The organism is Allobosea sp. GW822-FHT03F07 (assembly GCF_058801345.1).
In genome coordinates, this window is sequence record NZ_JBXAND010000009.1 from 1 (window position 1) to 25,294 (window position 25,294).

General features: G+C 64.5%; 24 protein-coding genes. 9 read left to right on the top strand and 15 right to left on the bottom strand.

What is annotated here, in order from left to right:
* The first annotated feature begins 110 nt into the window (after positions 1–110).
* Positions 111–860, top strand: a complete 750-nt coding sequence (locus tag AC1RMY_RS21185) for an SDR family NAD(P)-dependent oxidoreductase (RefSeq protein WP_492867898.1) — start codon at positions 111–113, stop codon at positions 858–860.
* Positions 861–929: 69 nt separating this feature from the next.
* Here AC1RMY_RS21185 and AC1RMY_RS21190 read toward each other — a convergent pair whose 3' ends face one another.
* From AC1RMY_RS21190 to AC1RMY_RS21220, 7 genes are all read right to left on the bottom strand, one after another.
* On the bottom strand, positions 930–1,805 hold the full coding sequence (locus AC1RMY_RS21190; protein ID WP_492867900.1) for a polysaccharide deacetylase family protein: 876 nt from the start codon (positions 1,803–1,805) through the stop codon (positions 930–932).
* 84 nt (positions 1,806–1,889) lie between these two features.
* Complete coding sequence (locus AC1RMY_RS21195; protein WP_492867901.1) at positions 1,890–2,708, bottom strand: amino acid ABC transporter ATP-binding protein; 819 nt, start codon at positions 2,706–2,708, stop codon at positions 1,890–1,892.
* A gap of 11 nt (positions 2,709–2,719) precedes the next feature.
* Positions 2,720–3,553, bottom strand: a complete 834-nt coding sequence (locus AC1RMY_RS21200; protein WP_492867903.1) for an amino acid ABC transporter permease — start codon at positions 3,551–3,553, stop codon at positions 2,720–2,722.
* Positions 3,554–3,695: 142 nt separating this feature from the next.
* Complete coding sequence (locus AC1RMY_RS21205) at positions 3,696–3,884, bottom strand: hypothetical protein (RefSeq protein WP_492867905.1); 189 nt, start codon at positions 3,882–3,884, stop codon at positions 3,696–3,698.
* 54 nt (positions 3,885–3,938) lie between these two features.
* Entirely contained in the window at positions 3,939–5,006 is a 1,068-nt protein-coding gene (locus tag AC1RMY_RS21210) for an arginase family protein (protein WP_492867907.1), read from the bottom strand.
* Between the two features lie 2 nt (positions 5,007–5,008).
* Positions 5,009–5,971: a TRAP transporter substrate-binding protein DctP gene (gene dctP / locus AC1RMY_RS21215; protein WP_492867908.1), complete on the bottom strand. Its 963-nt coding sequence runs from the start codon at positions 5,969–5,971 to the stop codon at positions 5,009–5,011.
* Between the two features lie 5 nt (positions 5,972–5,976).
* The gene (locus AC1RMY_RS21220; protein WP_492867910.1) at positions 5,977–6,876 is read right to left on the bottom strand and encodes a polysaccharide deacetylase family protein; all 900 of its coding nucleotides are present in this window, start codon (positions 6,874–6,876) and stop codon (positions 5,977–5,979) included.
* 231 nt (positions 6,877–7,107) lie between these two features.
* Here AC1RMY_RS21220 and AC1RMY_RS21225 point away from each other — a divergent pair, with 231 nt between their 5' ends.
* The 3 genes from AC1RMY_RS21225 (at position 7,108) to AC1RMY_RS21235 (ending at position 9,764) form a co-directional block, all read left to right on the top strand.
* Positions 7,108–7,719: a cupin domain-containing protein gene (locus AC1RMY_RS21225; RefSeq protein WP_492867912.1), complete on the top strand. Its 612-nt coding sequence runs from the start codon at positions 7,108–7,110 to the stop codon at positions 7,717–7,719.
* A gap of 204 nt (positions 7,720–7,923) precedes the next feature.
* A complete protein-coding gene (locus AC1RMY_RS21230; protein WP_492867914.1) occupies positions 7,924–8,826 on the top strand; it encodes a polysaccharide deacetylase family protein in 903 nt (300 codons plus the stop codon).
* 107 nt (positions 8,827–8,933) lie between these two features.
* Positions 8,934–9,764, top strand: coding sequence for an ABC transporter substrate-binding protein (locus tag AC1RMY_RS21235; RefSeq protein WP_492867916.1), 831 nt, complete (start codon positions 8,934–8,936; stop codon positions 9,762–9,764).
* Between the two features lie 274 nt (positions 9,765–10,038).
* Here AC1RMY_RS21235 and ppk2 read toward each other — a convergent pair whose 3' ends face one another.
* From ppk2 to AC1RMY_RS21255, 4 genes are all read right to left on the bottom strand, one after another.
* Complete coding sequence (ppk2, locus tag AC1RMY_RS21240) at positions 10,039–10,953, bottom strand: polyphosphate kinase 2 (protein WP_492867917.1); 915 nt, start codon at positions 10,951–10,953, stop codon at positions 10,039–10,041.
* A 43-nt stretch (positions 10,954–10,996) separates the two neighbouring features.
* Positions 10,997–11,176 carry a hypothetical protein gene (locus AC1RMY_RS21245; RefSeq protein ID WP_492867919.1) on the bottom strand — a complete coding sequence of 60 codons (180 nt, stop codon included), beginning with the start codon at positions 11,174–11,176 and terminating at the stop codon, positions 10,997–10,999.
* A 137-nt stretch (positions 11,177–11,313) separates the two neighbouring features.
* A complete protein-coding gene (locus tag AC1RMY_RS21250) occupies positions 11,314–12,240 on the bottom strand; it encodes a MurR/RpiR family transcriptional regulator (RefSeq protein WP_492867921.1) in 927 nt (308 codons plus the stop codon).
* The gene (locus tag AC1RMY_RS21255) at positions 12,237–12,995 is read right to left on the bottom strand and encodes an HAD-IIA family hydrolase (protein WP_492867923.1); all 759 of its coding nucleotides are present in this window, start codon (positions 12,993–12,995) and stop codon (positions 12,237–12,239) included. Before AC1RMY_RS21255 ends, AC1RMY_RS21250 begins: the two co-directional genes overlap by 4 nt.
* A gap of 192 nt (positions 12,996–13,187) precedes the next feature.
* Between AC1RMY_RS21255 and AC1RMY_RS21260 the strand changes: the two genes are divergently transcribed.
* From AC1RMY_RS21260 to AC1RMY_RS21275, 4 genes are all read left to right on the top strand, one after another.
* Positions 13,188–14,111 (top strand): ABC transporter permease, encoded by a 924-nt coding sequence (locus tag AC1RMY_RS21260; protein WP_492867924.1) that lies wholly within the window; start codon positions 13,188–13,190, stop codon positions 14,109–14,111.
* 5 nt (positions 14,112–14,116) lie between these two features.
* Complete coding sequence (locus AC1RMY_RS21265; RefSeq protein WP_492867926.1) at positions 14,117–15,019, top strand: ABC transporter permease; 903 nt, start codon at positions 14,117–14,119, stop codon at positions 15,017–15,019.
* A 56-nt stretch (positions 15,020–15,075) separates the two neighbouring features.
* Positions 15,076–16,644: an ABC transporter substrate-binding protein gene (locus AC1RMY_RS21270; protein ID WP_492867928.1), complete on the top strand. Its 1,569-nt coding sequence runs from the start codon at positions 15,076–15,078 to the stop codon at positions 16,642–16,644.
* Positions 16,645–16,732: 88 nt separating this feature from the next.
* The gene (locus tag AC1RMY_RS21275; protein ID WP_492867930.1) at positions 16,733–17,611 is read left to right on the top strand and encodes a metallophosphoesterase family protein; all 879 of its coding nucleotides are present in this window, start codon (positions 16,733–16,735) and stop codon (positions 17,609–17,611) included.
* A 59-nt stretch (positions 17,612–17,670) separates the two neighbouring features.
* On the opposite strand, the gene AC1RMY_RS21280 is transcribed toward AC1RMY_RS21275, so the two are convergent.
* From AC1RMY_RS21280 to AC1RMY_RS21295, 4 genes are all read right to left on the bottom strand, one after another.
* Positions 17,671–18,732 (bottom strand): M23 family metallopeptidase, encoded by a 1,062-nt coding sequence (locus AC1RMY_RS21280; RefSeq protein ID WP_492867931.1) that lies wholly within the window; start codon positions 18,730–18,732, stop codon positions 17,671–17,673.
* On the bottom strand, positions 18,680–19,732 hold the full coding sequence (locus AC1RMY_RS21285; protein WP_492867933.1) for a helix-turn-helix transcriptional regulator: 1,053 nt from the start codon (positions 19,730–19,732) through the stop codon (positions 18,680–18,682). Before AC1RMY_RS21285 ends, AC1RMY_RS21280 begins: the two co-directional genes overlap by 53 nt.
* Before the next feature lie 126 nt (positions 19,733–19,858).
* A complete protein-coding gene (locus tag AC1RMY_RS21290) occupies positions 19,859–21,262 on the bottom strand; it encodes an HlyD family type I secretion periplasmic adaptor subunit (RefSeq protein ID WP_492867935.1) in 1,404 nt (467 codons plus the stop codon).
* The gene (locus AC1RMY_RS21295) at positions 21,262–23,001 is read right to left on the bottom strand and encodes a type I secretion system permease/ATPase (protein WP_492867937.1); all 1,740 of its coding nucleotides are present in this window, start codon (positions 22,999–23,001) and stop codon (positions 21,262–21,264) included. The genes AC1RMY_RS21290 and AC1RMY_RS21295 overlap by 1 nt, the downstream gene beginning before the upstream one ends.
* Before the next feature lie 831 nt (positions 23,002–23,832).
* On the opposite strand from AC1RMY_RS21295, the gene AC1RMY_RS21300 reads away from it, so the two are divergent.
* Positions 23,833–25,134, top strand: coding sequence for a calcium-binding protein (locus AC1RMY_RS21300; protein WP_492867939.1), 1,302 nt, complete (start codon positions 23,833–23,835; stop codon positions 25,132–25,134).
* Positions 25,135–25,294 lie beyond the last annotated feature (160 nt).

The following is a 25,294-nucleotide window of genomic DNA, read 5'->3' on the forward strand; positions in this document are numbered from 1 at the left end:
AAATCTGGCCCCCGCAACCAAATTGACCGAACGCCGATTCTCGGCACCAAAAGCCGCCCTCCAAAGGGCGGCTTTTTTTGTCAGCTCTGATCCAGGAAGGGCACGCCCGCATGACCAATGAATTCACCGGCAAGCGCGTGATCGTGATGGGCGGCAGCCGTGGCATCGGACGCTCTATCGCGCTCGGCTTCGCAGCGGGCGGCGCATCGGTTTCGATCTGTGCTCGAGGACCAGGGCCCCTCGAGACGACACGTAGGGAGATCGAGGCACTGGGCGTCGTGGCCCACGGGACCAGCGTCGACCTTGCCGACCCGACCGCGATCGAGGCTTATGTGCCCGAGGCGGTGAAAGCGCTCGGAGGGCTGGACGTCCTCGTCAACAATGCCTCCGGCTTTGGCCATTCGGATGACGAGGAGGGGTGGGCGGCCTCGCTCAACGTCGACATGATGGCCGTTGTCCGCGCCAGCCGTGCGGCGATCCCCCATATGAAACCGGGTTCGTCGATCGTGAACGTCTCGTCGATCTCCGCCCTGAGGGCGTCGTCGCGCTCGGCGCCTTACGGCGCCATCAAAGCCGCCGTGATGCACTACACGGCGAGCCAGGCGAAGGTGCTGTCGCGGAAGGGCATCCGGGTGAACTGCGTCGCGCCCGGCTCGATCGAATTCCCGGGTGGCACCTGGGAGGATCGGAAGACGTCGAACCCCGAACTCTACCAGACGACGCTGGCCAACATCCCCTTCGGCCGGATGGGCAAGCCCGAAGAGGTTGCCGAGGTCGTGCTCTTCCTCGCTTCCGACAAGGCGAGCTGGATCACCGCCCAGACCATCGTGGTCGATGGCGGGCAACTGGTCGGACCCTGATCCGAAGCCGTCGACGAGCCGCTGCGCGCCACGACCCGTTTGTGCCGCAAGCACGCAGGAAGCGTTCACTCAGTTTGCAGCCGCAGCCTCGCTCGCGATGAAATGCGCTGCGATTTCTGCGCCGGTTGCGATCCAGACATCGCCGAATCCACGGGCGCGAGCCAGAAAGTCGCGCACGATGCCCAGCCGCATCGGCCGGCCCGACACTTGCGGGTGCATCACCATGCTGGCGAGCCCGCCCCATTCGCGGGTCTGGTCGAGCTCGTCGTTCCAGATCGAGAGCACATGCTCTTTCGGGAACATCGGGCGAGCGCTGAAGCGCTGCGAAAGGCCGTAAAGCCAGTCGTCGAAGGACATGTTGACGGGCAGTTCGACCGGCCCTTTCGAACCGTCCCGCAGCCTGTGCCGGTAAGGGCGGATGTCGTCCCTAAAGGATGAGGAATAGATGATCCCGCGGTCGCGCAGGTAGCCCAGCAGCTCGTTGTAGTTCTCGCCGGAGGGAGCTCTATACCCGAGCGGCGCAACGCCGAGCACGCGCTTGTAGGCGTTGAGCGCCTTGTCGATCTCCTCCTTGTCGACCGTGAAGTCGGCAGGATCCGGGCGCTTGTGCGAATAGCCGTGGTGGCCGATCTCGTGGCCGTCCCGGACGATCGCCTCGCACATCTTCGGATGGACCTCGACGACCCAGCCGGGGATGAAGAACGTCGCCTTGATCTCGACCGAACGCAGATAGTCGAGAATCTTCGGCACACCGACGCGCTCCTCATAGCCGCCGAAGGAGAGCGTCACCAGCCGGTCCGTATTGGCGGCGTCGTATTGCAACCAGGCTGTTTCGCCATCGACGTCGAAGGCAGGAAGGACCGCGCATCTCTTCCCGCCCGGCCAGGGAAATTCAGGCGCGGGATCGGCGAGATTGGCGATGCGAAGCGGAAACTCTGTAGCCATTGCGAGGTCTTTCGAGATCTGTGCCACCCGACAGCTTCGGCCGACGGGAGCGCGGTTCGGGCAACGATCGAAGGTCAAATCCGGTCAGTGCCGGACGGCGTTGATGAACGAGCGGGTTCGCGGTTCCTTCGGGTCGGCGAGGACGGCCTTTGGGGGGCCGATCTCCACGATCTGGCCTTGATCCATGAAGGCAACGCGATGAGCGACGTCCCGGGCAAAGCCGAGCTCGTGAGTTACGACAATCATCGTCATTCCGTCGCGGGCGAGATCGCGCATCACGAGCAGAACCTCCGCGACGAGCTCGGGATCCAGCGCGGAGGTCGGCTCGTCGAACAGCAGTAATTCGGGCTGCATGGCGAGCGCGCGCGCGATTGCGACACGCTGTTGCTGGCCGCCGGAGAGCTGGGAGGGATAAGCGTCGCGCTTGTCGGCGAGGCCGACGCGTTCGAGCAGGGCGTGAGCGCGCTTGCGTGCCTCTGCCGCCGGCTGCTTGAGGACCTGGACCGGGCCTTCGATGATATTCTGGGTCGCGGTGAGGTGCGGGAACAGGTTGAAGCGCTGGAACACCATGCCGATCGAGCGGCGCTGGCGGGCAATGGCCCTGTCGTCGAGTTCATAGAGCTTGTTGCCGGCCTGATGAAAACCGACGCGCTCCCCCGACACGAAGAGCGCGCCACCGTCGATCCGCTCGAGCTGGTTGATGCAGCGCAGGAAGGTGCTCTTGCCCGAGCCGGAGGGACCGATGATGCAAAGCACTTCGCCTCGGTGCACCGCGAGATCGATGCTTTTGAGCACCTTGAGTTCGCCGAACTGCTTCTGCACCTTCCGGGCGAGCACGAGCGGCGCGCCAGGAGCGAGGTGATCGGGATCGAGCGTCGCGACCGGGGGGAGATTGGTATCCATCACGCGTCTCCTCAGCGGCCGGGCGAGCGGGCGACGCCGCGCTCGAAATAGGCTTCTACCCGTCCCTGGATCAGGCTGAGGATCGTCACGACGATCAGGTACCAGAATGCGGCGACGAACAGCAGTTCGATGACCCTCGAATTGGCGTAGTAGATGTTCTGGGCGCTGTGGAGCACCTCCGCGAACTGAATCACGCTGGCAAGCGAGGTGAGCTTGACCATGCCGATGAACTCGTTGCCGACCGGCGGAACGATTACGCGCATCGCCTGCGGCATGATGATCCGGCGCAGCAGTTGCAGCCGCGTCATGCCCAGGGTCTGTGCCGCCTCGTACTGCCCCTGATCCACCGAAAGCAGGCCGGCGCGGACCACCTCCGCGGTGAAGGCGCCCTGCTGGATGCCGAGGCCCAGCAGAGCGGCGACGAAGGGCGTCATCACATCGACCGTCTTCCAGCTCACGATGCCGGGAATTCCGATCGTCGGGAAGATCAGGGCGAGATTGTACCAGAGCAGGAGCTGCAGCAGCGCCGGGATCGCCCGGAAGAACCAGATATAGCCCAGTGCCGTGGTCGACAGCACCGGGTTCGCCGACAGGCGCATGATCGCGAAGACCAAGCCGAGAACCAATCCAACCAGCATGGCGAGAATGGCCATGATGATCGTATTGGCGAGGCCCCGCATGATCGCCGGCACGGTCAGGAAGCGTCCGACATAGCTCCATTCGATCTGGCCGACTACGAAGGCGTGGACGATGCCCGCCAGGGCAACGAGCACGAGGCAAGCGCCGATCATGCGGCCATAATGGCGTCGCTGAACGATGACGAGATGGTCCGGCTCGGTGGTCATAACGCTCCTGCCCGCATGGCGCTTGTGTCGATGTGTCGTGGTCGGCGCTGAGGCTTCAATCGATCTGTGCAGCGGTGCGCGGCTCGGATCCGACGGCAGCAGTCGAGAGGCGGGCCGACCGGCTGCGGACGTCTTTCGGTGCTCACCAGTGACGTATCGCGGCCAGCACGGCCTGGTGCCGCTCCGAGGCCTCGGATGAAGGCTCGTCGCGATGGGGATCGCGGGATGTTCGTGGATGGTCGCGCTCGAATGCGTGACGGATGCCCGCAACAAGCCCGGTCAAAAGGATCTGTGCAAGAAACCGCATCGGCGATGTCAGAATGGATTGCATGTGAGCACCTCCGGACGGCTTCGAGCAGCAATAATCCTGCCAATGGGACCAGGTTCAGGCGCCCTTGCCGATCTTCCGCATGGCCAGGCCCGCCATGAAATACATCATGACGTAGACGATGACCCGGTAGGTCACTGCCGAGCCCGGCGGGATGCAGATGAAGGACAGGGCATTCGCGCCGCGCTTGCCGCATTCATGGCCGAGCCGGATCGCCTCGTAGTCGGTCATGCCGATCGGTTCGGCGAGTTCGCCGAGCATATCGCCATCGGAAGGCCCCGCTCCGCCCAGCACGTCCATGTCGAAATGGCAGTAGACGGCGTCGCTGCCGGCGAAAGCCTGGTCGAGATTCCTGACGCAGCCCTCGATGCCGAGTTCGGTGCGGATCTTCCACATCGGCATGAAATTGGCGCCCTCGCCGACATAGCGCCGGATCGTGGCCGGATCCTCGAGCATGCCGCGCTCGCCGATCTCGACGAGATGAGGAATGCTCATGTTCGGGCAGTCGCGATAGAGTTTGTCCTTCCAGTTGGTCGAACCGGCGATATGCGGGCTCATCGTCGCCCAGTCATAGGGCCAGGCATCCCAATGGGTGTCGAGGCTGACCATGCCGACGGGGCCCTTGGTCCTGTCGGCTACCGGCTTGCCGACGGCATAGGAACCGCAGGGAGAGTTCTGGCCGATGACGATCGGGATCGCGCCGACGTCGAGCGCGTCGTTGACCTTCCGTAGCGTCGCCTCCTGGGCTTCCAGGATTTTTTCGACAGTACCCTCATAGCTCGTCTCAGGCGGGATGTTGGCGTCGCCATAGTCGACGACCTTCAGGTGCTCGAAGACGTCGAGATCGAAATCCTGGATATAGCCGGAGCGGTAGCGGATCGACTGCTGCCGGACATGCTTGGTCGCGACGATCCACTCGTCCTTGTCGACGCCGCTGTACTGGCGGCCGAAGCCGGCGACGAAGGGCGCGCCGATGATCACAACGTCTGCGCCTTCGAGGTCCTTCTTCGTCACCGCATGCGGCACGCCGAGGAAGGTCGGCATATCCTCCTTGATGCGCGGGAAATGCGTCGTGCGCCAGACCTTGCCACGGAAGGTCGCATCCCAGCCGGGATAATGGGGCATTTTCAGAACTCCTTCTGAGCGGGATCGGCGTCGCGCAAGGCGACAGCCGCCTCGTAGGTCGCGCGGGCGCCGGTATGACCGGTGGCCACGAGCAGATCGACATGGGAATCAACGGCTGGGGCCGCGACGCTGCGCCAGCGCGCGAGCTCCTCGGGCGCCAGCGCGCTCATGACCTGACCCTCAGCGAGGCCGAGCGCCCGGCCCGGCGTCTCCCAGGCCTGCCACCAGATTGGGAAGCGCTCGGCGAGCGCGGACCCCGAGCAACGTTCGATCGCGTCCTGCTGCTGATCGTCGAGGCTGCGCCAGCTCTCCGCGTTCATGACGAAATAGAGCGGCGAAACGTAGAGCTTGGTTTCGGTGTGATGGCGAAAGACCGCATCCGTGCCGGTATAGGCCAGCACGTCCCAGGCCATCACCGCGCCGTCGATGCGCCCTTCCTCGGCGGCGGCGCGGATATTGGGCGGAGTCAGCGGCACGGGCTCGGCGCCGAGCAGGCGCAGCGCCGCTTCCATCGGCCCGGCCGGGCAGCGCAGGCGCAAGCCGCGCAACTGCTCGAGGCGCGTGACGAGCTCGTCGCGCGTATGCAGCACGCCGCCGGAATCGGCATGCAGCGCCAGCACCTTCAGCCCCTCATATTCAGGCGCCAGATGGTCGTCGAGCAGCGCATTGAGGAGACGTGTCCCTTCGGCGGAAGAGGCGGCCATGAAGGGCAGGTTCATCAGCGTCGTCAGCGGAAAGCGGCCCTCCGGCAGGCCGGCCGGCGAATGGGCGACATCGACGAGCTTCGTCACGACTTGCTCGTATTGCTTCTCCAGTTTGCCGAAGGGGCTCGCGCCCGTATGCACGTCCAGCGAGAGCGTGCCTGCGGAAGCCGCCTCGACAGCCTTCGCCCAGGGGGCGATGAAGTCGGCATGGCTGCCGTGATCCTCCGGCATGTAATGGCTGACGCTCAGTCGGCGCGGCATGAGGGTCATACCGGGGCGTTGGCCGGGCGTGGCTGCGACCAGTAGGGAATCTCGTCGCGGCGTGGCGTCCAGGCGCCACTTGCTGTGACACTGCGAACGTGAGCGGCGATCTCGTCCAACGAAGCGAACCAGACACCACCCTTCTCATGCATGTAGTCGATCAGCTCGACCATCGCGTCGGCGCGGGAGAGCCGGCCCGAAACGAAGGGATGCCAGACCGTGATCCAGTGGCCGCCGTGCCGCCAGGCGGCATCGAACTCGGCCCGGAAAACCTCCATCGCCCGCTGCGGTGAGGCGATTGGCAGCATGTAGTTGAACTCGCCGAGGCAGACATACTGCATCCAGTCGTCGAGCACGAAGTCGGATGGCAGCTCGATCAGGTCACCCTGCTCGTTGCCGATGAGGTAGGGCACGTCGCCGCCCATCAGCGACGCGTCGTAGGAGAAGCCTTGGGCCTGAAGCAGTTCGAGCGTATTGTTCGAGAAGGCAAAGGCGGGCGCGCGGAAGCCGACCGGGCGCTGGCCCGTGACCTTGATCAGCGCCTGGAGGCCTAGCCCTAAGCTCTCCGCTTCCTCGTCGCGCGTCTGGAGGTTCGGGCGCTTATGAAGGTAGCCGTGATGGCCAATCTCGTGGCCGGCGGCGACGATCTTTTCGACCATCTCGGGATAGGTCTCCGCGCACCAGCCGGGAACGAAGAAGGTCTGGCGCAGATCGTAGCGCCGGAAGATCTCCAGCAGGCGCGGCACCGCGGTATTCACGTCGTAGCGCAGCATCGAGGACATCGCGACGCGGGTCGGTGCCGCCTCGCGGAAATTCAGGTGAAGCAGCGATTCCGCGTCCACATCGAAACTGAAGGAGACGGCGCAACGCTTGCCGTCCGGCCAGGGGATCGGGTTCTCTATCATCGTGGAACACACCTTTCGTCTGGCAGGGACGGATGCGTCGGGCAGCTCGGGACGGGAGGTGTCATCATCGCCGTTGGCCCGCAGTGCTCCCCACTGGAACAGCGCTTGCTTGCCACCGGGCGACCCTCAGCCGACGCTCGGAACTGTTGCGTTGCACTTCCTGTTTGTCAAGTTCATTGACAAACAGGAAAGTCGCGGCAACTGATGTCGATGCTTGGAGTTGGGATTGCGATGGCGAACGACGATAAGGCGGCGACCGCCGACGCCGAGGCGGGCGCGGAAATCAAGATCGGCGGCAGGCTGCGTCACGCCCGGCTGATGAAGGGCATGAGCCTGAAGGATGTCGCAGTTGGCATTGGCGTGTCGGAAAGCTTCATCTCGAAGCTGGAGAACGACAAGGTTCAGCCGTCCCTGGCCGTACTGCACCGGCTGGTGGCGTTTCTCGGCATCAATGTCGCAGCCATGTTCAGCAACGAGACCGAGGGCAACGGACCGCTCTTCGTAATGAGGGCGGGTGAGCGACCGACCATCAATACGCGCCTGCGCCAGAATGCCGATGGCGTCGTGCTCGAGCGGCTGATCCCGCAGACGCGCAACTCGCTGCTTCAGGTCAATATCCACCAGGTTGTCGCCGGCGGCGGCAGCCACGGGCTGATCTCTCATGTCGGAGAAGAGATGGGCTATGTGCTCGAAGGCATGCTGGATCTGACGGTCGGCGATCAGACCCGACGTCTCTTCGCCGGCGACTCCTTCTCCTTCCCGTCCGAAGAGCCGCATGGCTACGCCAATCCGGGCGAGGTGCTGGCTCGCGTCCTGTGGGTGAATACGCCGCCGACCTTTTAATCGGGTGCTCAATTTCAAGTCATGTGTTGGCTAGGCAAGTTACTTGATTAGTAATCATGCCGGGCTCATTGTTGGGCGCAGACTGGGAGTTGAGGGGAAAACGATGGTCCGCACCACTGAGGTTGCCTACATCCGCCTCGCTAGCCGGTGTCGCCGCAGCGATGCGGTCTTCGTGCCGCGCAATCGCTGAGAGCCGGATAACCGATGCCTTCGAATGTCCACCTCGTCATCAATGTCGACAGCGATCCGGATCCGGTCTCGGTCTATCAAGAGGATGCGTCGCTGCTGAAGAAGTACAGTCGCATGCGCGAGATCCTTGCCGAGAAGGCCGGCGGCGCCGCGGCCTGGACCGTTCTGACCGGGCCTGTCTGCCGCGACCGCTTCTTCGAGCCGCCCTTCACCGGGTTCTGGCGCGAGCTGACGGCGGCGGGCGCGGATCTCGTGCTGCATCCCGAGGAGGATTTGTATGGACCGCCTCCCGGCCGGGAGCCCGGCACCTGCAGCTATTACGACATCGACCACATGCGCCCGCTGATCCTGCGGAAGGCGCAGGCGATGCGGGATCTCGGCATCCCGTTCGCGGCCTATCGCGGCGGCTATCACGGCTTCACCCCCGAGATCGGGGCCGCCGTGAAGGATGCCGGCATCGGCATCGAGCTCTCCTGTGCGCCCGGAATCGTCTGGCCGGACAAGGCCGCCGCCTGGGAAGGCGCGCCGCTCAGCGCCTACTACATGTCGGCGACGGCGCCGGCACGATCTGCGGGAGCGGACGAGGCCGGTGCGTTGTTCGAGATTCCCTGGGCCTGGGACGCCGTGGCTGCGGGCATCGCGCGGCCGCGCGTCGTTGGCGAGAATTACATCATCAATGAGTTCTCGAACCTGCCGGCAATGCAACGCGTCTGGGACGCGGTCGTGGCTCGCGCCGCGCGGACGCCAGAGCCGCAGATCGTCTCGATGGTCTGCCACACCTTCACGATGGGCCAGGCCGAGTATGAGGAGAGGCTCATCGGCATCCTCTCCTATGTGGCGGCGCATGGTGCCCATTTCGTCACGCCGCGTGCGGCCAAGCGTCTGTTCGACGCGCAGCGCGCAGCCGTCACGGCCTAGCTTCCGGCGCCGAAGGGTGCCGGAAGACCAGAACGACGTTGCCCATCCGGTGCCGAGCGGACGAGGAAGCCGCTGGTACCGTCCGATCCGTCTTAGTGGAGGTACTCATGCTGAAAGAATTCGTCTGCCGCGCCGCGCTTCTTGGCCTCACCCTGCTGCCCGCCGCCGCCGGCGCGGGCGAGATCCCCAAGGAGATCAAGGATTCCGGCGTCCTGAAGCTCCAGATCAACGCCACCTATCCGCCGATGGAATACGTCGACACCACGACGAATACCTTCAAGGGACTCGACATCGATCTGGTCGACGCGATAGCGGCGAAGCTCGGCCTGAGGGTCGAGCGAACGGACGGCGCCTTCGCGCAGCTCGCCCCGGCGCTGACCACGGGCCGGACGGCCTTCATTCTCTCCGGCATGACCGATACGCCGCAGCGCCAGGAGTCGATGGATTTCGTCAATTACATGCGTGCCGGCGCCATGTTCTATGTGCTGACCGACAGCGCCATCAAGGACCCGATCGAGCTCTGCGGCAAGAAGGTCGCGACGGTGCGCTCGACCACCTATCCCGGCCAGATCAAGGACTACAGCGACGAGAACTGCGTCAAGGCCGGCAAACCCGCGATCGAAGTCATCGGCACGGAAAACTCTCCGGATTCTCGTCTGCAGCTCAAGCAGAAGCGCGTCGAGGCCGCAGTTCAGGGCGGGGAGACCATCCCCTTCATCAACACGCAGGAAGGCAATGTCTTCAAATTGATCGGCAAGCCGTTGACGACCGTCTATTACGGCGCGGCCTTCAAGAAGACCGATGCCGCCTTCCGCGACGCTATCGCCGACGCCATGCAGAGCCTGGTCGACGACGGCACCTATGCCAAGATATTCGCCAAGTGGAACCTGACCGAATCCGCCCTGCCGAACATCCTCGTCAACAGCAAGCCGCGCTGATCAACGGCACGATGCAGGCCGCCGAAATGAGACGGCTGCAATGGCAGCCTGATGGTTGCCCGAATTGCCGGGCAGCCATCGTTGGCGATTGATACGCTGCAATCTCGTATTCGCTTCGGCGGCTCGAATCCGCGATATGCGGACGTTCGCGGAACGCCGGAAGTCGTTCTCCGATTTCGATCTGCTTCGATGGCTCGACCGACCGTGAAAGCCCTGCATGGCGTCTCGTCAGGCTCAGCGGCCTGTCGTCGCCATCCCTTGCAGGGTCGCTGCCTCAGCCGGTCTCATCCCCGTAGAGATCCGGAACGTGGAGTTCCGGCGGGACGGCCTGCCGGGCATAGTCAGGATGGCGCACACGTTCCGGCAGGGTGATCTCGGCCTTCGGCACGCTCTCATAGGGAATCTGGGCAAGAAGATGGGCGATGCAGTTCAGCCGCGCCTTCTTCTTGTCGACGGCCTGCACGACCCACCACGGCGCATGGTCGGTATGGGTGCGGTCGAACATTTCCTCCTTGGCCCGGGTGTAGTCCTCCCAGTGCACGCGACTCTCCATGTCCATGGGCGAGAGCTTCCACTGCTTCAGGGGATCCGCGATCCGCATCTGAAAGCGGAACTCCTGCTCCTCGTCGGTGATCGAGAACCAGTACTTGATCAGGATGATGCCGGAGCGGACGAGCATGTGCTCGAAATCCGGGACGGAGCGGAAGAACTCCTCGAGTTCGTCCTTCGTGCAGAAGCCCATGACGCGTTCGACGCCGGCGCGGTTGTACCAGCTGCGGTCGAACAGCACCATTTCGCCGGCTGTGGGCAAGTGCGGCACGTAGCGCTGGAAATACCACTGGTGTCTTTCGCGCTCGGTCGGGGCAGGGAGTGCGACGACCCGGCAGATGCGCGGATTGAGGCGCTGCGTGACGCGTTTGATCGCGCCACCCTTGCCTGCCGAATCCCGTCCTTCGAAAAGCACGACGACCTTGAGCTTCTTGTGCTGGATCCAGTCCTGCAGTCGCACGAGCTCGTGCTGGAGACGGAACAGCTCGCGGAAATAGAGCTTGCGATCGAGCGTCGAGCCAGCCGGGCCGAGTCCCTTGGCAACGAGTTCGTCGAGCCGGTCCTCCTCCAGCTGCATCTCCAGCTCTTCGTCGAAACTGTCGGCGATCTCCGCCTTGAGACGATCCAGATCCGTGATCATGTGCTTGAACCTTCGTGCAAAAACTCGGGTTGCCCACCTGGCGTCAGGGCCAAGCCGCCCAGCATTCCTCGTGGCTGCCCCACCGATCGACGACTTCGAGCCGGGGCAACGGCTCGGCCTCCTCGCGCGAGCCGACCGACGCAGCGGCAAGTTCGTCGATCCTGCGCATGGCGCTTTCATAATCGGCTTCGGTATTTATCCGAACTCGTTGGTGCAGCGTCATCGGCATCTCCGCGGATGGAGGCCTTCTAGCTGCCGTTCTATGTCAGTTTCGCGACTGGACACGGGCCCGGCGGCAACTCACCGCGGCGTCCTGGATGCCGGCGATTGCAACCCGCAGGCAGTGCCGATGGCAGTGCGCTAGAAGCGCTTCGTAGACAGGACGTCGAAAGTCTTGCCGATCGTCGCCACGGCCTTCTCGTAATCCGCGAGCGAAAGGCAGGCGATCAACGCGTCGATGATCGCCAACTGGGCGATGCGGCTGGTCATCGCCTCGGTCCGGAAATGGGTCTCGCGGGCCATGGTGTGCAGCACGATGTCGGCGAAGGCCAACAAGGGCGATTTGCCGAAATTCGTGATGCAGATCGTCGTCGCCCCGGCCTCCCGGGCGAGCTTTGTCGCGGCGACCGTCTCGTGCGTGCTGCCGGAATGAGAGATGGTGATGGTCGCCACGTCGGGCCCGGTCAGCGAGGCGCTGATCGCCTGAACATGGGAATCGACCACGACCTTCGACTCGATCCCGATGCGAAGCAGGCGGTAGTTGGCATCCTCGGCGATCGGGGCGGCGCTGCCGACGCCATAGAGCTCGACGCGCCGAGCCCGGCGGATCGCGGCTACCGCCGCTTCCATCGCGCTGGTGTCGAGCGCCTTCATGGTGTCGTGCAAGGCCTGGAGATCGCTTCGGAAGATCTTCTCGATCACCGTCGCCGTCTCGTCCGCGCGGGCGAGGTCCTCATGGATGAACTGCACCGGCTGCACGAGATCGCGCGCCAAGGCGATCTTGACCTGCTGGAAGCCGCGCGCGCCGAGCTGCTGGCACAGGGAAATGACGCTGCCCTCGCTTGCACCGGTTCGCTCGGCCACTTCGGTGACGGACATGTGCACGACCTCGGCCGCATGGGCGACGAAGAAATCGGCGATGCGGGCGGCGGTCGGGGGCAGGTTCCCGCGCAGCGCCCGCACGCGGTCGAGCGCGCCTTCCATTCCCAAGGCTGCGGTGCCTTTGCGCTTCTCGGCAACGGCTTCCGCCGGGCCGGCATCGTCCGATTTGCGGTTTGGCGAGGTCATGATGCGGTAGCCAGCAAGGCGGCCTCCTCGCGGCAGAACCAATCCGGGCCACCGCGCGGAAACCGACCGTCGCGAACCTCAAGATAGCGCAGTCCGAAGCGACGCGCTCCCGCACCATCGGTTGCCGGATTGTCGCCGATCATCATGACGGTATCCTTGGGCAGCCCGAGCAGTTTCAGCCCAGCCTCGAACAGCGCAGGCTCCGGCTTGCCGACGATGCGATGGGGCACAGGGCCGGTGCAGGCAAGCAGCGCCGCCAGGAGGGCTCCAGTCTCGGGCACCACGGTCGCGTCGGGGCCAGGGTGGACCAGATCGGGGTTGGCGACGACGAGCTCGGCGCCATCACGCACCGCATTCGCCGCCAGCATCAGATGCGCATAGGAAAAGGAGCGGTCGCGCCCGAGAAATACGATGTCGGGCCGCTCGCGCACGGGGTTGAGACCCTGGTCGCGCGCATGAACCATCAGGCTCCTGCTCGCCATGACGGTGATGCGCGCCCGCGGCCGCCGGCGAGCGATCTCGTCGAGTGCGGTCGTGCCCGCGAGCACGATCTTGCGCGGCGGTACGCCGAGGCCCATGCGCTTCAGGCCGCGCGAGAGTTCCAAAGGCGTGTGCTCGGCATTGTTGGAGACGATGACGAAGCGCCCGTCGAGCGCATCCAGAAAGGCGGCGGCGCCGGACAGCGGCTGCCTCCCGCGCACGAGTGTGCCATCGAGGTCGATCAGCCAGCCGCGAATGTCCTGATACGAGCGCACCGCGCGAATCCAGATGGGAGAGGGCAGAAGTGAATCCATGAACTGAGATAAGCTCAGTGTCAAATAACAGAACGGCTGAGCTAAGTTCACATCCCTGTCATGAAGCGCTGCCTACAAAAGGGCATCAGCGCCGGGGTTTGCCCGAGGCGGCGCGCTTTCCGATGGGTTTGGTTGCAGGGGCAGGAGGGCCGCATGTTCGAATTCCTCGCCGGCCGCCTGCTCCGGATGACGATCACGCTCTGGGCGATCGTATCGGTGGTTTTTCTCGCCACGCGGCTGACCGGCAATCCGATCGACTTTCTGATGCCCGAAGGTCTGGATGCCGCCTCGCGCCGCGAGATGATTGCCTATTGGGGTCTCGATCGACCTGCCATCGAGCAGTACTTTCTGTTCTGGCGTTCGCTGCTCTCGGGCGATTTCGGGCTCGGTCTGATGGAGCGCCGGCCGGTCGCGACGATCTTCACCGAACGGCTCTGGCAGAGCGCTTCGCTTCTGGTGGCGACGCTGACCCTGACGATCGGCGTCGGCGTGCCCATGGGTATCATGGCGGCGGTCTGGCGCGGGCAGGCGCGCGGATCGGGTATCCTGTTCGCGGCCTTCCTCGGCTACGCCATCCCGAATTTCGTGCTCGCCATCCTGCTGCTGCTGGTCTTCTCCTACACGCTGCATTGGCTGCCGAGCGCCGGTTCCGGCACGCTGCTGCATTACGTCATGCCGACGGTCGCGCTGTCCGCCTATTTCGTCGCCTCGCTTGTGCGCTACACCCGGAACGCCATGCTCGACGTCCTGTCGCAGGACTATATGCGAACGGCCCGGGCCAAGGGGCTGGCCGAGCCGGCGATCATTCTCGAACACGGCCTGCGGAACGCCCTGATCCCGGTGATCACGGTGCTCGGCCTGCAAATCACCACGCTGGTCTCCGGCGCGGTGGTGGTCGAGACCGTCTTTGCCTGGAACGGGGTCGGCGATCTCCTCGTCGGCGCGACGCTGCGGCGCGACTACCCGGTCCTGCAATTCGGCGTGCTCGTGGTCGCCTCGGCCGTCATCGCCGTCAATCTTCTGGTCGATCTCGCCTATGCACTGGTCGACCCGCGCATTCGCCTGGCGGGAGCCTGAGCGCCATGGCGGACACACAGCACGGCAAGCTGGTTTTCTCTCCGGCCCATAAGCCGGTTGGCGCATTCAAGTGGCCGCAAGAGGTCAACCCTCTCGTCATCATGGCCGCGCTGCTGGCCGTTGCGCTGGTGCTTCTGGCGATCTTCGCGCCCGTCATTGCTCCCTTTGAGCCGGACCAGCAGAAGCTGCTGGTCCGGCTGCGGCCCCCGTTCGGATTCGAGCGCGCCAGTCCGGCGCACTGGTTCGGCACCGACCAGCTCGGCCGCGACCTGCTCTCGCGCTGCCTTCATGGCCTCAGGTTGACGCTGGTGCTGGCTCTGTTCGGCACGATGATCGGCCTGGTTCTCGGAGTGTCGCTCGGGCTCGTCGCGGGTCTCTATGGCGGCTGGACCGATGCGTTGATCATGGGGTTGGTCGACATCAAGCTGTCGCTGCCCTTCACCCTCGTCGCCCTGCTCGTGATCGCTTTGGCGGGAACCGACGTCGCCGTGCTGATCTGCGTACTCGGCATTGCCTATTGGGCGCATTTCGCCCGGCTTGTCCGGGCGCAGGTTCTGGGCTTGCGCGAGCTTCCTTTCGTCGAGGCTTCGCGCGCCGCCGGCGCCACGCGCTGGCACATTGCCGCCGTCCACATGCTCTCCAACATCGTCTCGCCGGTGGTGGTGATGGCCAGCCTGAACTTCTCCAACCTGATCCTGCTCGAATCCGCGCTCTCCTTTCTGGGGCTCGGCGTCCAGCCGCCGACCGCGACGCTCGGCTCCATGGTCGGCCAGGGCCGGGATTACATGGCCTCCGCGCCGTGGATCGTGGCGGTTCCCGCGCTGCTCGTCGTCCTCGTCAGCCTTGCCGCGATGCTGCTCGGCGACGCCCTGCGCGATTACCTCGACGTTCGCCTGCGCGAGCGCTGAAGCCTTTGCCGCCCCTCTCTCGAAACGCCTTCGCTCCAACCGAAAGGGCTGAAACCATGCTCTCGACCCTGCTGAAGACCGCACTCGCAGCCGCGCTCTCCACCACCGCCATGACCGGGCTCGCTGCCGCACAGGAACTGAAGGTGGGCGTCCAGAACATGGCGCCGTGGCTCGATCCGGGCCGCGACTTCTCCAATGTCGGTTCGCAGTTCTATTTCAATGCCTTCGACCCGCTGATCGGCAAGGACGCCAACCGGGCCGAAAGTGTCTGGCAGCCGGGCATTGCCACGAGCTGGACCCAGGTTTCCCCGACGCAGATCGAGCTCAAGATCCGCCAGGGCGTGACCTTCCATAACGGTGATCCGATGACCGCCGAGGATGTGGTCTTCTCCTTCGACCGCATCATCAACTCGACCTTCGCGCCCTACACCGTGCGCAAGCGCGACACCCTGCCCAACATGGCCAAGATCGAAGCCGTGGACGCCGAGACGATCCGGATCACCGCAACGAAGCCGGAGCCGCTGTTCGAGACCCTGCTCAATGTGCAGCAGGGTATGATCGTACCGAAGAAATACATCATGGCGCTGACCGGCGACCCCAACATCGCCGAGCCGGCCGATTTCGAAGCCTTCGCCCTGAAGCCTGTCGGCACAGGTCCCTACAAGATCAGCGAATTCGTGCCCAACCAGCGGCTCGTCTATGAGCGTTTCGATGGTTTCTGGGGCGAGAAGGCCCCGTTCCAGAAGGTCACCGTCCAGCGCATCCCGGAATTGTCGGGCCGATTGACCGCTCTGAAGAACGCCGAGGTCGACCTCGTCACCAACATTCCGCCAGACCAGCTCGATCCGATCGCTTCCGACGTGAAGCTGAAGGTCGAGGGTATGCAGACGCCGCTCTTCCACGTCGTCATCTTCAACACCCAGAATCCGAAGATGGCCAATCCCAAGCTGCGTCAGGCGCTGTCCTACGCCATCGACCGCAAGACGCTCAACGAGGCGCTCTGGTTCGGCAAGGCCAAGGTGCCGACCACGCACAGCTTCGCCCAGTTCGGCTCCCTCTACATGCCCGAACTCAATACCTTCGAGTTCGACCCCGCCAAGGCGAAGGCGCTGCTCAAGGAAGCCGGCTATGACGGCTCGCCGATCCGCTACGACATCCAGGCTGCCTACTACACCAATGGGCTCCTGGCGGCGCAGGCGATCCAGGAGATGTGGGGCGCCGTCGGCGTCAAGACCCAGCTCAACGTCACCGAGCAATGGACCGGCTCGGACCCGACCATGATGGCGCGCGGATGGTCGAACCCGATGTATTTCCCCGATCCCGCCGGTGCCTTCGGCATCATGTGGGCGCCAACGGGTAATTCGGCGTCCGAGGGGCGCTTCAAGGCCGACGACGCCTATATCGCGCTGTGGGAGAAATTCCGTTTCTCCACCGACCTGGCGACGCGCAAGCAGGCCTATGCGGAGCTGATGCAGGCGATCAAGAACGACCCGCCGGTGCTGCCGCTCTACCAGCCCTACGAGTCCTACGGCATGAAGCGCTCGCTCGCCTGGCGGCCGCTGCCGGGGCACATCCCCTATGTGCTCGACTTCCGTGCCGGCCGCGTGACGCTCGCCGCCCGGTGACCCGACCGGAGAGGGGCCGGCGCAGGCCGGCCTCCCATCGTCCTTTCCACTCACCTTTCCAAGTTACTCAACCCTGCCGAGCCTCGCCATGAGCAAAGCCCTTCGCCTCGCCTTCGTCGCCGATATCCATCATGGCGAGAACAGCTTCACCAAGGTCGGCGTACAGGCGCTGCCGCTCATGGCGGAATTCCGTCGTTTCGTCGCGGACGCCAGGCCCGATGCCGTCATCGATCTCGGCGACCGCATCTCCGATCGCGATCACGCGACCGATCTGAGGCTGGAGCATGAGGTCGCCGAAGCCTTTGCACCGATCGCGGCGCCGCGCTTCCATCTCTGCGGCAACCATGACCGCGATCATCTGTCCGTCGCCGAAAACGAGGCGATCCTGGGTCAGGGGCTCGGCCATCGGGTCGTCGATCTCGGCGACTGGCGCCTCGTGATCTGGGCGGCCGACTCCAAGATCCATCGGCCCGGCGGCTTCATCCTGCGCGAGGCGGACCTGCTCTGGCTCGCCGGCACGGTCGAGGCGGCCGATCGCCCCCTGGCGATCGTGAGCCATGTTCCGATCTCGGGGCACGCCCAGACCGGGAACTATTACTTCGAGCGCAATCCCGAATTCTCGACCTATCCGGGCGCGGAACGAGCTCGCGCCGTGCTGCGACGGGCTCGCGTGCCGGTGGTCTGCCTCTCCGGCCATGTCCACTGGAACACCCTCACGACCGTCGACGGCATTCCGCATCTGACGCTGCAGTCACTGACCGAGAGCTTCACGACGCTGCCGGAAGCGGCGGGTGCCTGGGGCCTGCTCGAACTGAACAGCGCGATCGCTTGGACGGTGCATGGCCGGGACCCGTTTTCGGCCAGGATCGATGCGGCGGAGACGATGCGCCGCTGGATGACGCCGCTGCAGCCGTTTCACGAACATCCCGAGCTGCGTCAGCAGCGCCTGCCGCTGGCCGCCGAGTAAGCGCCGAGGCGATGCACTGCGAGGAGCGACGGCCTGGCGACGGATTGCGCCTCGCGGTTCTATCGAAGATGGATGTCGAAGCTTCGCTCCAGAACGAGCTTGCCTTCATTGAGAACTACATAGCTGGCCTGGTAAGTGCCTCGATCCCAGCCGCCGGCCGGTTTCCTGGACCCAGCGAAGATGAGCGTCTGCGCCTGGTCGCGCTCGAGCGGCTGGGCTCGTTTCTCGACGAGGGTCTGGCCCGAAGGCGCTTTTACGATCAACGACTGGACGTCGCCGATTCTGAGGCCGATCCCGCGGACATAGGCAACGAGCGCGGGCGTATCCATGCCGGGCTGCTGCCGCTCGGCATCACCCGCCTCCAGCATCGCCATCGTCACCGCGGCGGTGGCAAACCCCTCATTCAGGACTGCCCGTTGCCTGTAGTCGAGATGGGGCCGCAGGGAGGGCTGCCAAAGGCTCCGGCCACCCCCGCAGGAGCCGGGCGGGGCACCGAAGGCGAAGGGGTCGACGATCTCTCCGCGATGGCGGACGATGAAGTGCAGATGCGGATATTCGGTCTGGCCGGAGAGGCCGATCCGCCCGATGGCCTGGCCTGCCTTGACCCGATCGCCCGGCTGCACGCGCAGGCTGTCGCGCGCCATATGGCAATATTGCGTCTGCCAGCCATCATTGTGTTCCAGGACGACGGCATTGCCGCATTCGGAACCCTGTATCGCAGCGGCCCTGCCGGCTTCGCGGACGGACACGTCCGCCATCCCGTCGCGGCGCCGGAGAACCCGGCCATCGGCGGCGGCCAGCACATCGACCCCGGCGAGTTGCGCGGCCATGGTCGTCAGGCGGAAATCCGTGCCGTTGTGACCGTCATAGGACCGGCTGCCGCAGGCATAGTCGCGGGCCGAGGGTGTGGGATCGGAATCGACATAGTTCTGGATGAAGCAGCTACGCCCCACCTCGCATGCGACCGGCATCCCGAAAAGGGGCGGCTCTTGCCCCATCGCGCAGGTTGCTAAAACGAGCAGGAAGGCGGGCCCGGCTGCGCGCAAGCTACTGGGCCCGGTCGTGCGATCAAGCTCCGTCATGGCGTGACCGATCCAGCCTGGCGCACGGATCGCGGGCACTCATCTCATCCGGAAGAAGCTGATCCCGGAAGCCATCGACAAAGGGCGACAGCGTTAGAATATAGAGCAGGAAGAACTCGATCTGGCGATTGATGCCGAGCTTGAGCATGATGCGCTTGATATAGGTCCTGACCGTCGCCTCGGTCAGCTCGAGGCTCCGCCCGATCCGCCAGGGCGGTTCGCCGCGCAGAATACGCAGCACGATCCTTTCCTCCGCCCAGGGCAGGCGAAAGGCGGTGGCGATGCGCTTGGCTCCAGCGGCCGGATCGATCTGCGGGATGATGACGAGCAATCGGTCCATATGCCATTCGGTCGGCGCGGCGCCGATCCAGGCGAAGGCAAAGGAGCGGTGGTCCGTCGACAGCGGGATGATAGTGTTCGCCCAGGTCCGCTCGGAGCGAGACGCCGCGGTGTCGCGAAGCGCCTGCTGCATCAGGCTGTTGACGAGCGAGTTCGGGCCGGTGAGGGCGCCGTGGTCTAGGCGAACCGGACTCTTCGCCATCAGCAATTGTCGCCCGGCGTCGTTGGTTTCGAGGACCCGCATCTTGTGATCCACGGTGAATGCGGGAAAGGCCAGTTCGTCCACGATCTTGTCCAGACTCAGATCCTCGGATCGATGCTGCGTGAAGCCCTGGGTCGTTGCCCATATGATGCTCGCCGCCCGTGAGACGCAGGCGATCTCCGTGGCCGAGAAGGGGAGCGATCGCCAGCCGGCCAGGAAAACCAGATCGTTCCCGTCACCCGCAGGCAGGCGCCCCGCCAGCGCGTGGACGGGCTCGTCCGGCTCCCTGCCGAGCAGTTCCGTGACCAGCGTATCGGCAGGGTCGATGGCGAACAGGCTGCCGCTCTGCCACTGCGACCGATGTGCCAGACGCGTGATCACATCCGCGGACGGCTGCACCTTGCTGTCGAAGCCGACGCGAACCGCCTGCCCGGCGAATCCGCTGGATCGGGACAGCGTGAGGACGAAGCATCGCTTGCACTCGAGCAGCCCGAGCATCGCCCGTCCGAAGGCTTCGAGGGCGAGAAGCATCGCCGCCCCCGCCCTGCCCGGCTGTGCCGGGGTGGTGGAATCGTCCCGCAACATCGGTTCCTCCCTCGCTGGTTTGATCGCCAGTCGGCTTGTTCAGCCCTCCTTGAAAGCGCGATGCATACGGACCATCAGCGGCTGCAGCAGATATTCCGCGAAAGTCCGCTGACCGGTCTCGATGAAGATTTCGACCGGCATGCCCGGCTGAAGCGAGGTGATGTAGGAGGCGAGTTCCGGCGTTTGCTGGAGATCGACCTCGGCCTTGTAGAATGACTTGCCCGATCTTGGTTCGGTGAGCGCATCGGCTGAAACCATGGTGACCGAGCCGGCGAGCATGGGGGTGCGTCTTGCGTTGAAAGCGACGATACGGATGCGAGCCGGCTGCCCGAGCCGCACCTCGTTGCGATCGACTGGCTTGACCTCGCCCTCCACGATCAGGCGATCCTGCGTCGGAACGATGTCGAGCAGGGTTTCACGGGGCGCCAGTATAGCATTCAAACTCCTTGTGTTGAGCCCCACCACGATCCCCCTTTCGGGTGCCTTGACCTCGCTCCGAAGGAGGATGTCCCGCGCTGCCGCGATACGATGCCGTGTGTCGGCGATGCGTTCGCGTGCCATGTGACGCTGCCTGGCGATATCCTGGAGCCAATCATAGAGGAGCTGGCGGCGCTTGTCGGCGAGTTCGGCGATCTTGCCCTTTGACTGGGCCATGGAGGAGGCGTTCGTCGTGATCTGCGCTTCAGCGTCGGCTTCGGCGCGCTTGAGAGCGAGAACCTTGGGCTTCCGGGCGAGGCCCTTCGACAGAAGAAAGTCCGAATCCTTGATCTCCTCACGAAGATAGGCGAGCTGCCGTTCCAGGCCTCTGGAACTGCTCTGGAGGCCACGGATTGCATCGTCGAGCTGCAGCGTCTGCTGGTCGATCAGGTTGCGCTGCCCCTGGAGCGAAGCGGCCCGCGCAGCGAATTCGGAGAGCTGGGTCGCCATCGACGCCTGCGCCTCCCGGTTTGCCGGATCGACGTGCAGTTCGCGGGAGAACGAAACCGCCGCAGCGCCGGCTTGTTCCGCCTCGAGACGAGCCTCCATGGCGAGGTCGGCGAAGAGCTTGGTTTCGAGCACGCCGAGGTTGGCTTCGATCTGTGTGGTGTCGAGCCGTGCGAGGAGTTGACCCTGTTCGACCTGATCGCCTTCGCGGACAAGGATGGACTTGACGATTCCGCCTTCGAGGTGCTGCACAGAGCGGCGCTGCGACACGACCTTGACCACACCCGGCGCGATGACCGCGCTGGCGAGCGGCACGGTTCCGGCCCAGATGCCGAAGATGCCGAAAAGCAGGATCACGAGCGCGCATCCCCACAGGACGAGCGGCCTCGTGGCGGCCCGAGGGCGTTCCGGCGTCTCCTCGAGGTGGGCGAGCGTGCCCCTGTCTGCCGGGGCGGGCAGGCCGCCATGCACGACGCTCGGCACCCATCGCGACCGGGGCTGGAGGTTGAGGCCCGGCATCAGCGCCTCCTCTCGATGATCTCGGGCGTGATTGCGCTGCGCTTTATCGTCTTGGGCTTCTCGTCGGCAGCCGGACGCGCGTGCCGCATTGGCGTGGCGCCGGCCATGGTCTGCGGCAGCACTTCGCCGGGCGGCCCGAAGGCGACCTGGACCCCGTCCCGCAGGAACAGGACCAGATCCGCGACGGTAAAGAGACGGGGACGATGCGTGACGATGATCAGGGTCGTTCCGCGGGCCTTCGCCTGCCTGATCGCCGCGCACAGGGCCTCCTCGCCATCCGGGTCCAGATTGGAGTTGGGTTCGTCGAGCAGGATCAGCTTGCGCTTGCCGAAGAGGGCGCGGGCCAATCCGATGCGCTGGCGCTGTCCGCCCGACAGCTTGCTGCCATCCCGGCCGATTTCGGTGTCATAGCCGTTCGGCAGTGCCAGGATCATCTGGTGAGCATTGGCCTGCTCGGCGGCGGCGACCACGTCGTCATCCGTCGCCATCTCATCGAAGCCGGCAATCGCTTCGGCGACCGTGCCGCCCAGCAGTTCGACGTCCTGCGGCAGGTAGCCGACATAGCGTCCGAGTTGATCCGGGTCCCAATTCTCGAGCGAGGCGCCATCCAGCCGGATCGTGCCCAGGGTCGGCTTGTCGAGGGCCGCGATCATGCGCAGAAGCGTCGACTTGCCGGCCCCTGTGGGACCGATGACCACGACGACGCTCGCCGGAGCGCAGCGGAAGGTGATGCCGGCCAGTGCCGGCCGCCTGGCGTTCTGGTTGCGAAAGGTGACCGCGCTGAGATCGAGCGCGCCCAGAGGCGGCGGCAGCAGCGTCCTGCGTTGGCTCCTCAGAGCGGAAGCAGTCGCCCCGCAGACATGAGCCCAGGCTTCCCGCGCCGAGGTCAATGTGCGCAATCCCGCAACGAGGTGCTCCATCGGCGCGAGCGTGCGGCTGATGATGATCGAACTCGCCATCATGCTGCCGCTGAGAACCTCGTTCTGCAGCACGAGCCAGGCGCCGGCCCCGATGGCTGCAACCTGGAGGACGACCCTGACCATGCGTGCGACGGAGGCAATCAGGGCGACGCGCTCATTCGCCTTGACCACAGGCACCAGTGCCTCGTCGTTGAGCCGGACGAATTCGCGGACGGCTCCATGGGTCCAGCCCATGGCGCGGACGAGATTGGCATGCCGGACGATGCCGTCGAGGGCACGTTGAGCGCGGATCGCAGTGCCGGATGCCTGCGCCAGTTCGGAGCGCGCCACGCGCCCGCTCACCACTGCCAGCAGCACCAGGATCAGGGAGCCGATCAGCGCAATCGACCCGTACCAGGGATGGACAAGGTACAACACGACGATGAAGGCCGGCAGGAATGGCGCGTCGATCAGGGTCACGACGGTGCCGCTCGACAGAATGTTCCTGAGTTCGCGCACCCGGACCATGTCATGGCTGCCGGCCTCGCTCCGCCTGGCCGGGTCGATGATCGATGCCTTGAGCACGAGAGGGGCGAGGAACTGCTCGAAGCCAACAGCAAAGCGGCCAAGCAATCGATTGCGAAGCACCTCGAAGCACGAGCTGAAGCCAAGCGCCACGACGGCAAGAAGCGTCAATCCAACCAGCGTCTCGATGCTGCCACTGGTGATGACCCGGTCGAAAACCTGGATCGAGTAGAATGGCAGGACCAGCAGGAGCGCGTTGATGGCGACGCTGAAGACGACCACCCACAGCAACGCCGGCCGTCCCGGGAGCGCCATGAAGAGAGTGCGACCTCTCAATCTGGCGGTCTCGGCAGCGATTCTGCGATTGCCCCCTGAAGTCGTACGACCTGCAGACGCGTCGGACATGTATCCTCGGGACTGGAAAAATTATCGATTCCACGTCACCAGAGCATGATGCCGAAAGCTTAGAATCAATTTTCGGACGTAATCATGCCCCGACTCACTTCTGAGAAAATTTTTGATTTCAAAGCGATCTGCATCTCTTCGGAACTCGCAATCGCATTGATATCGGCAATCGAAACATTGCCCGCGCCATCGTCGCCATGACTTCGCCTCCCGTGGTTTCGGCCTGCCCCATTGTTTATGGCCACAGTCATCGAAGCTGTGGCGCGTCGCGGCCGGCCGGGGCCAGCGTGAACGCAGGCAAGCGAAGCTAGGGAAGGTCACCCTCCATCATAATCCCCATTTGGTGACAGAAATGGAGTCCGGCGTTTGGCGAGCGCAGGGCCCGACGCGGCGCAACGGTCCGGTTTCCAGGCGTCCGACGGCTTCGGCGCTCAGGCGGATAGCTGCGCCGAGCCTGTTCAGATGAGTTTGTCCGAATGGCCTTCTACGCCATCAGTCAGGTGTATTTCTATGCTTTCCTAAAGGTAAATCGATGAGCTTTGCGGGATCTCGGCAGAATAACCTCTGCATGCATGAGCTTTTTGTATCCAAATGGGGATTGCGCCACCCCCCAGCCTCTCCCTAGCGTCCATCACCTTCGCAGGTTTTTCGATCCGTGCTGATCGATCTCGATGCGCATGACTCCGCGCAATCGCGGAACTGTGCCTCTGCGAGGTCCACGTCTAATCAGGGAGTACCGCTATGGCTATCATCAATGGTACGGCCGGCCCCGACGTCATCCCCCCTCCTGACACCAGTGGCGACGACATCATTAGCGGTTTCGCCGGCAATGACACGATCGACGCCGATGGCGGCAACGATGTCGTCAATGCCGGAGCAGGCGACGACTCTGTTCTCGGCGGCGTCGGCACCGACACGCTGAACGGCAATGCCGGCGATGACACGATGAGCGGCGGCGACGACGACGATATCGTCAACGGCAATGCCGGCGATGACGACCTGTCGGGCGATGCCGGCAACGACACCGTCGATGGCGGCGCCGGCGACGACATCGTCAATGGTGGCGATGGCGACGATGTCCTGACCGGCGCCGCAGGCCTCGACACCCTGAACGGCGGTGCGGGCAACGACACCATGGATGGTGGCGCCGGGGCCGACACGCTGAACGGGGACGCCGGTGACGACGTCATGAGTGGTGGCTTCGCCGATGACACCCTGAACGGCGGCGACGGCAACGACACGATGAATGGCGGCACCGGCGACGACACGCTGAACGGCGATGCCGGCAACGACACCATGGAAGGCAACGCCGGCGACGACGAGTTGAACGGCGGCGACGGCGACGACACCTTGGAAGGCAACGCGGGGGATGATACCCTGAATGGCGGAGCCGGGATCGACGCGTTGAGCGGCGGCAACGGCAACGATACCATGGATGGCGGCGACGGCGACGACACCCTCGAGGGCGGCAATGACGACGACGTGATGGCTGGTGGCGCGGGCGCGGACACGCTCGACGGCGATGCCGGCGACGACACGATCGACGGCGGGGCCGGCGCGGATACGGCCAATGGCGGTGATGGAGACGACACCATCACTGGCGGCGCCGCTGCCGATACGTTGTGGGGCGATGCCGGCGACGACGAGATCGCGGGCGACGCCGGAGGCGACGAGATCCACGGCGGAGAAGGTGATGACGATCTCGACGGCGGCGCCGGTGCCGATGACCTTTATGGCGAGGCCGGTGACGATCTGCTGACCGGTGGTGACGGCACCGACACCTTCAATTTCGGCGACGGTGCCGACAATCCATTCGGCGATGACGAGGTCACCGATCTCGATGTCGGCGATGAAGACGTGATCGTCGTCGATGTCGTCGATCCGACGACAGTGGTGGTGACGGTCGATGATTCCGGCCCGAGCGTCGTTCTGGATTTCGGCTTCGGCGCGATCCAGATCGATGGCGTGTCCGGCGGTGACACGTTCACCTCGATCGCAGACATCAACGCCGCACTCGGATACGAGGCCATCACCCTCGTTTGAGGTCTGACGGTGCGAGGCGGTGGTGCGTCACCACCTCGCACCCCTGAAGGCTGCAATGGCGCGCGGCGCGCTGGGCCCAGCGCTTCGGCGGCGCGTAATATTGTTTTGGCCAGGAAACGCTCGAATTGCCGTCCTGGCGAGAATTATCCGCTTACTGGTA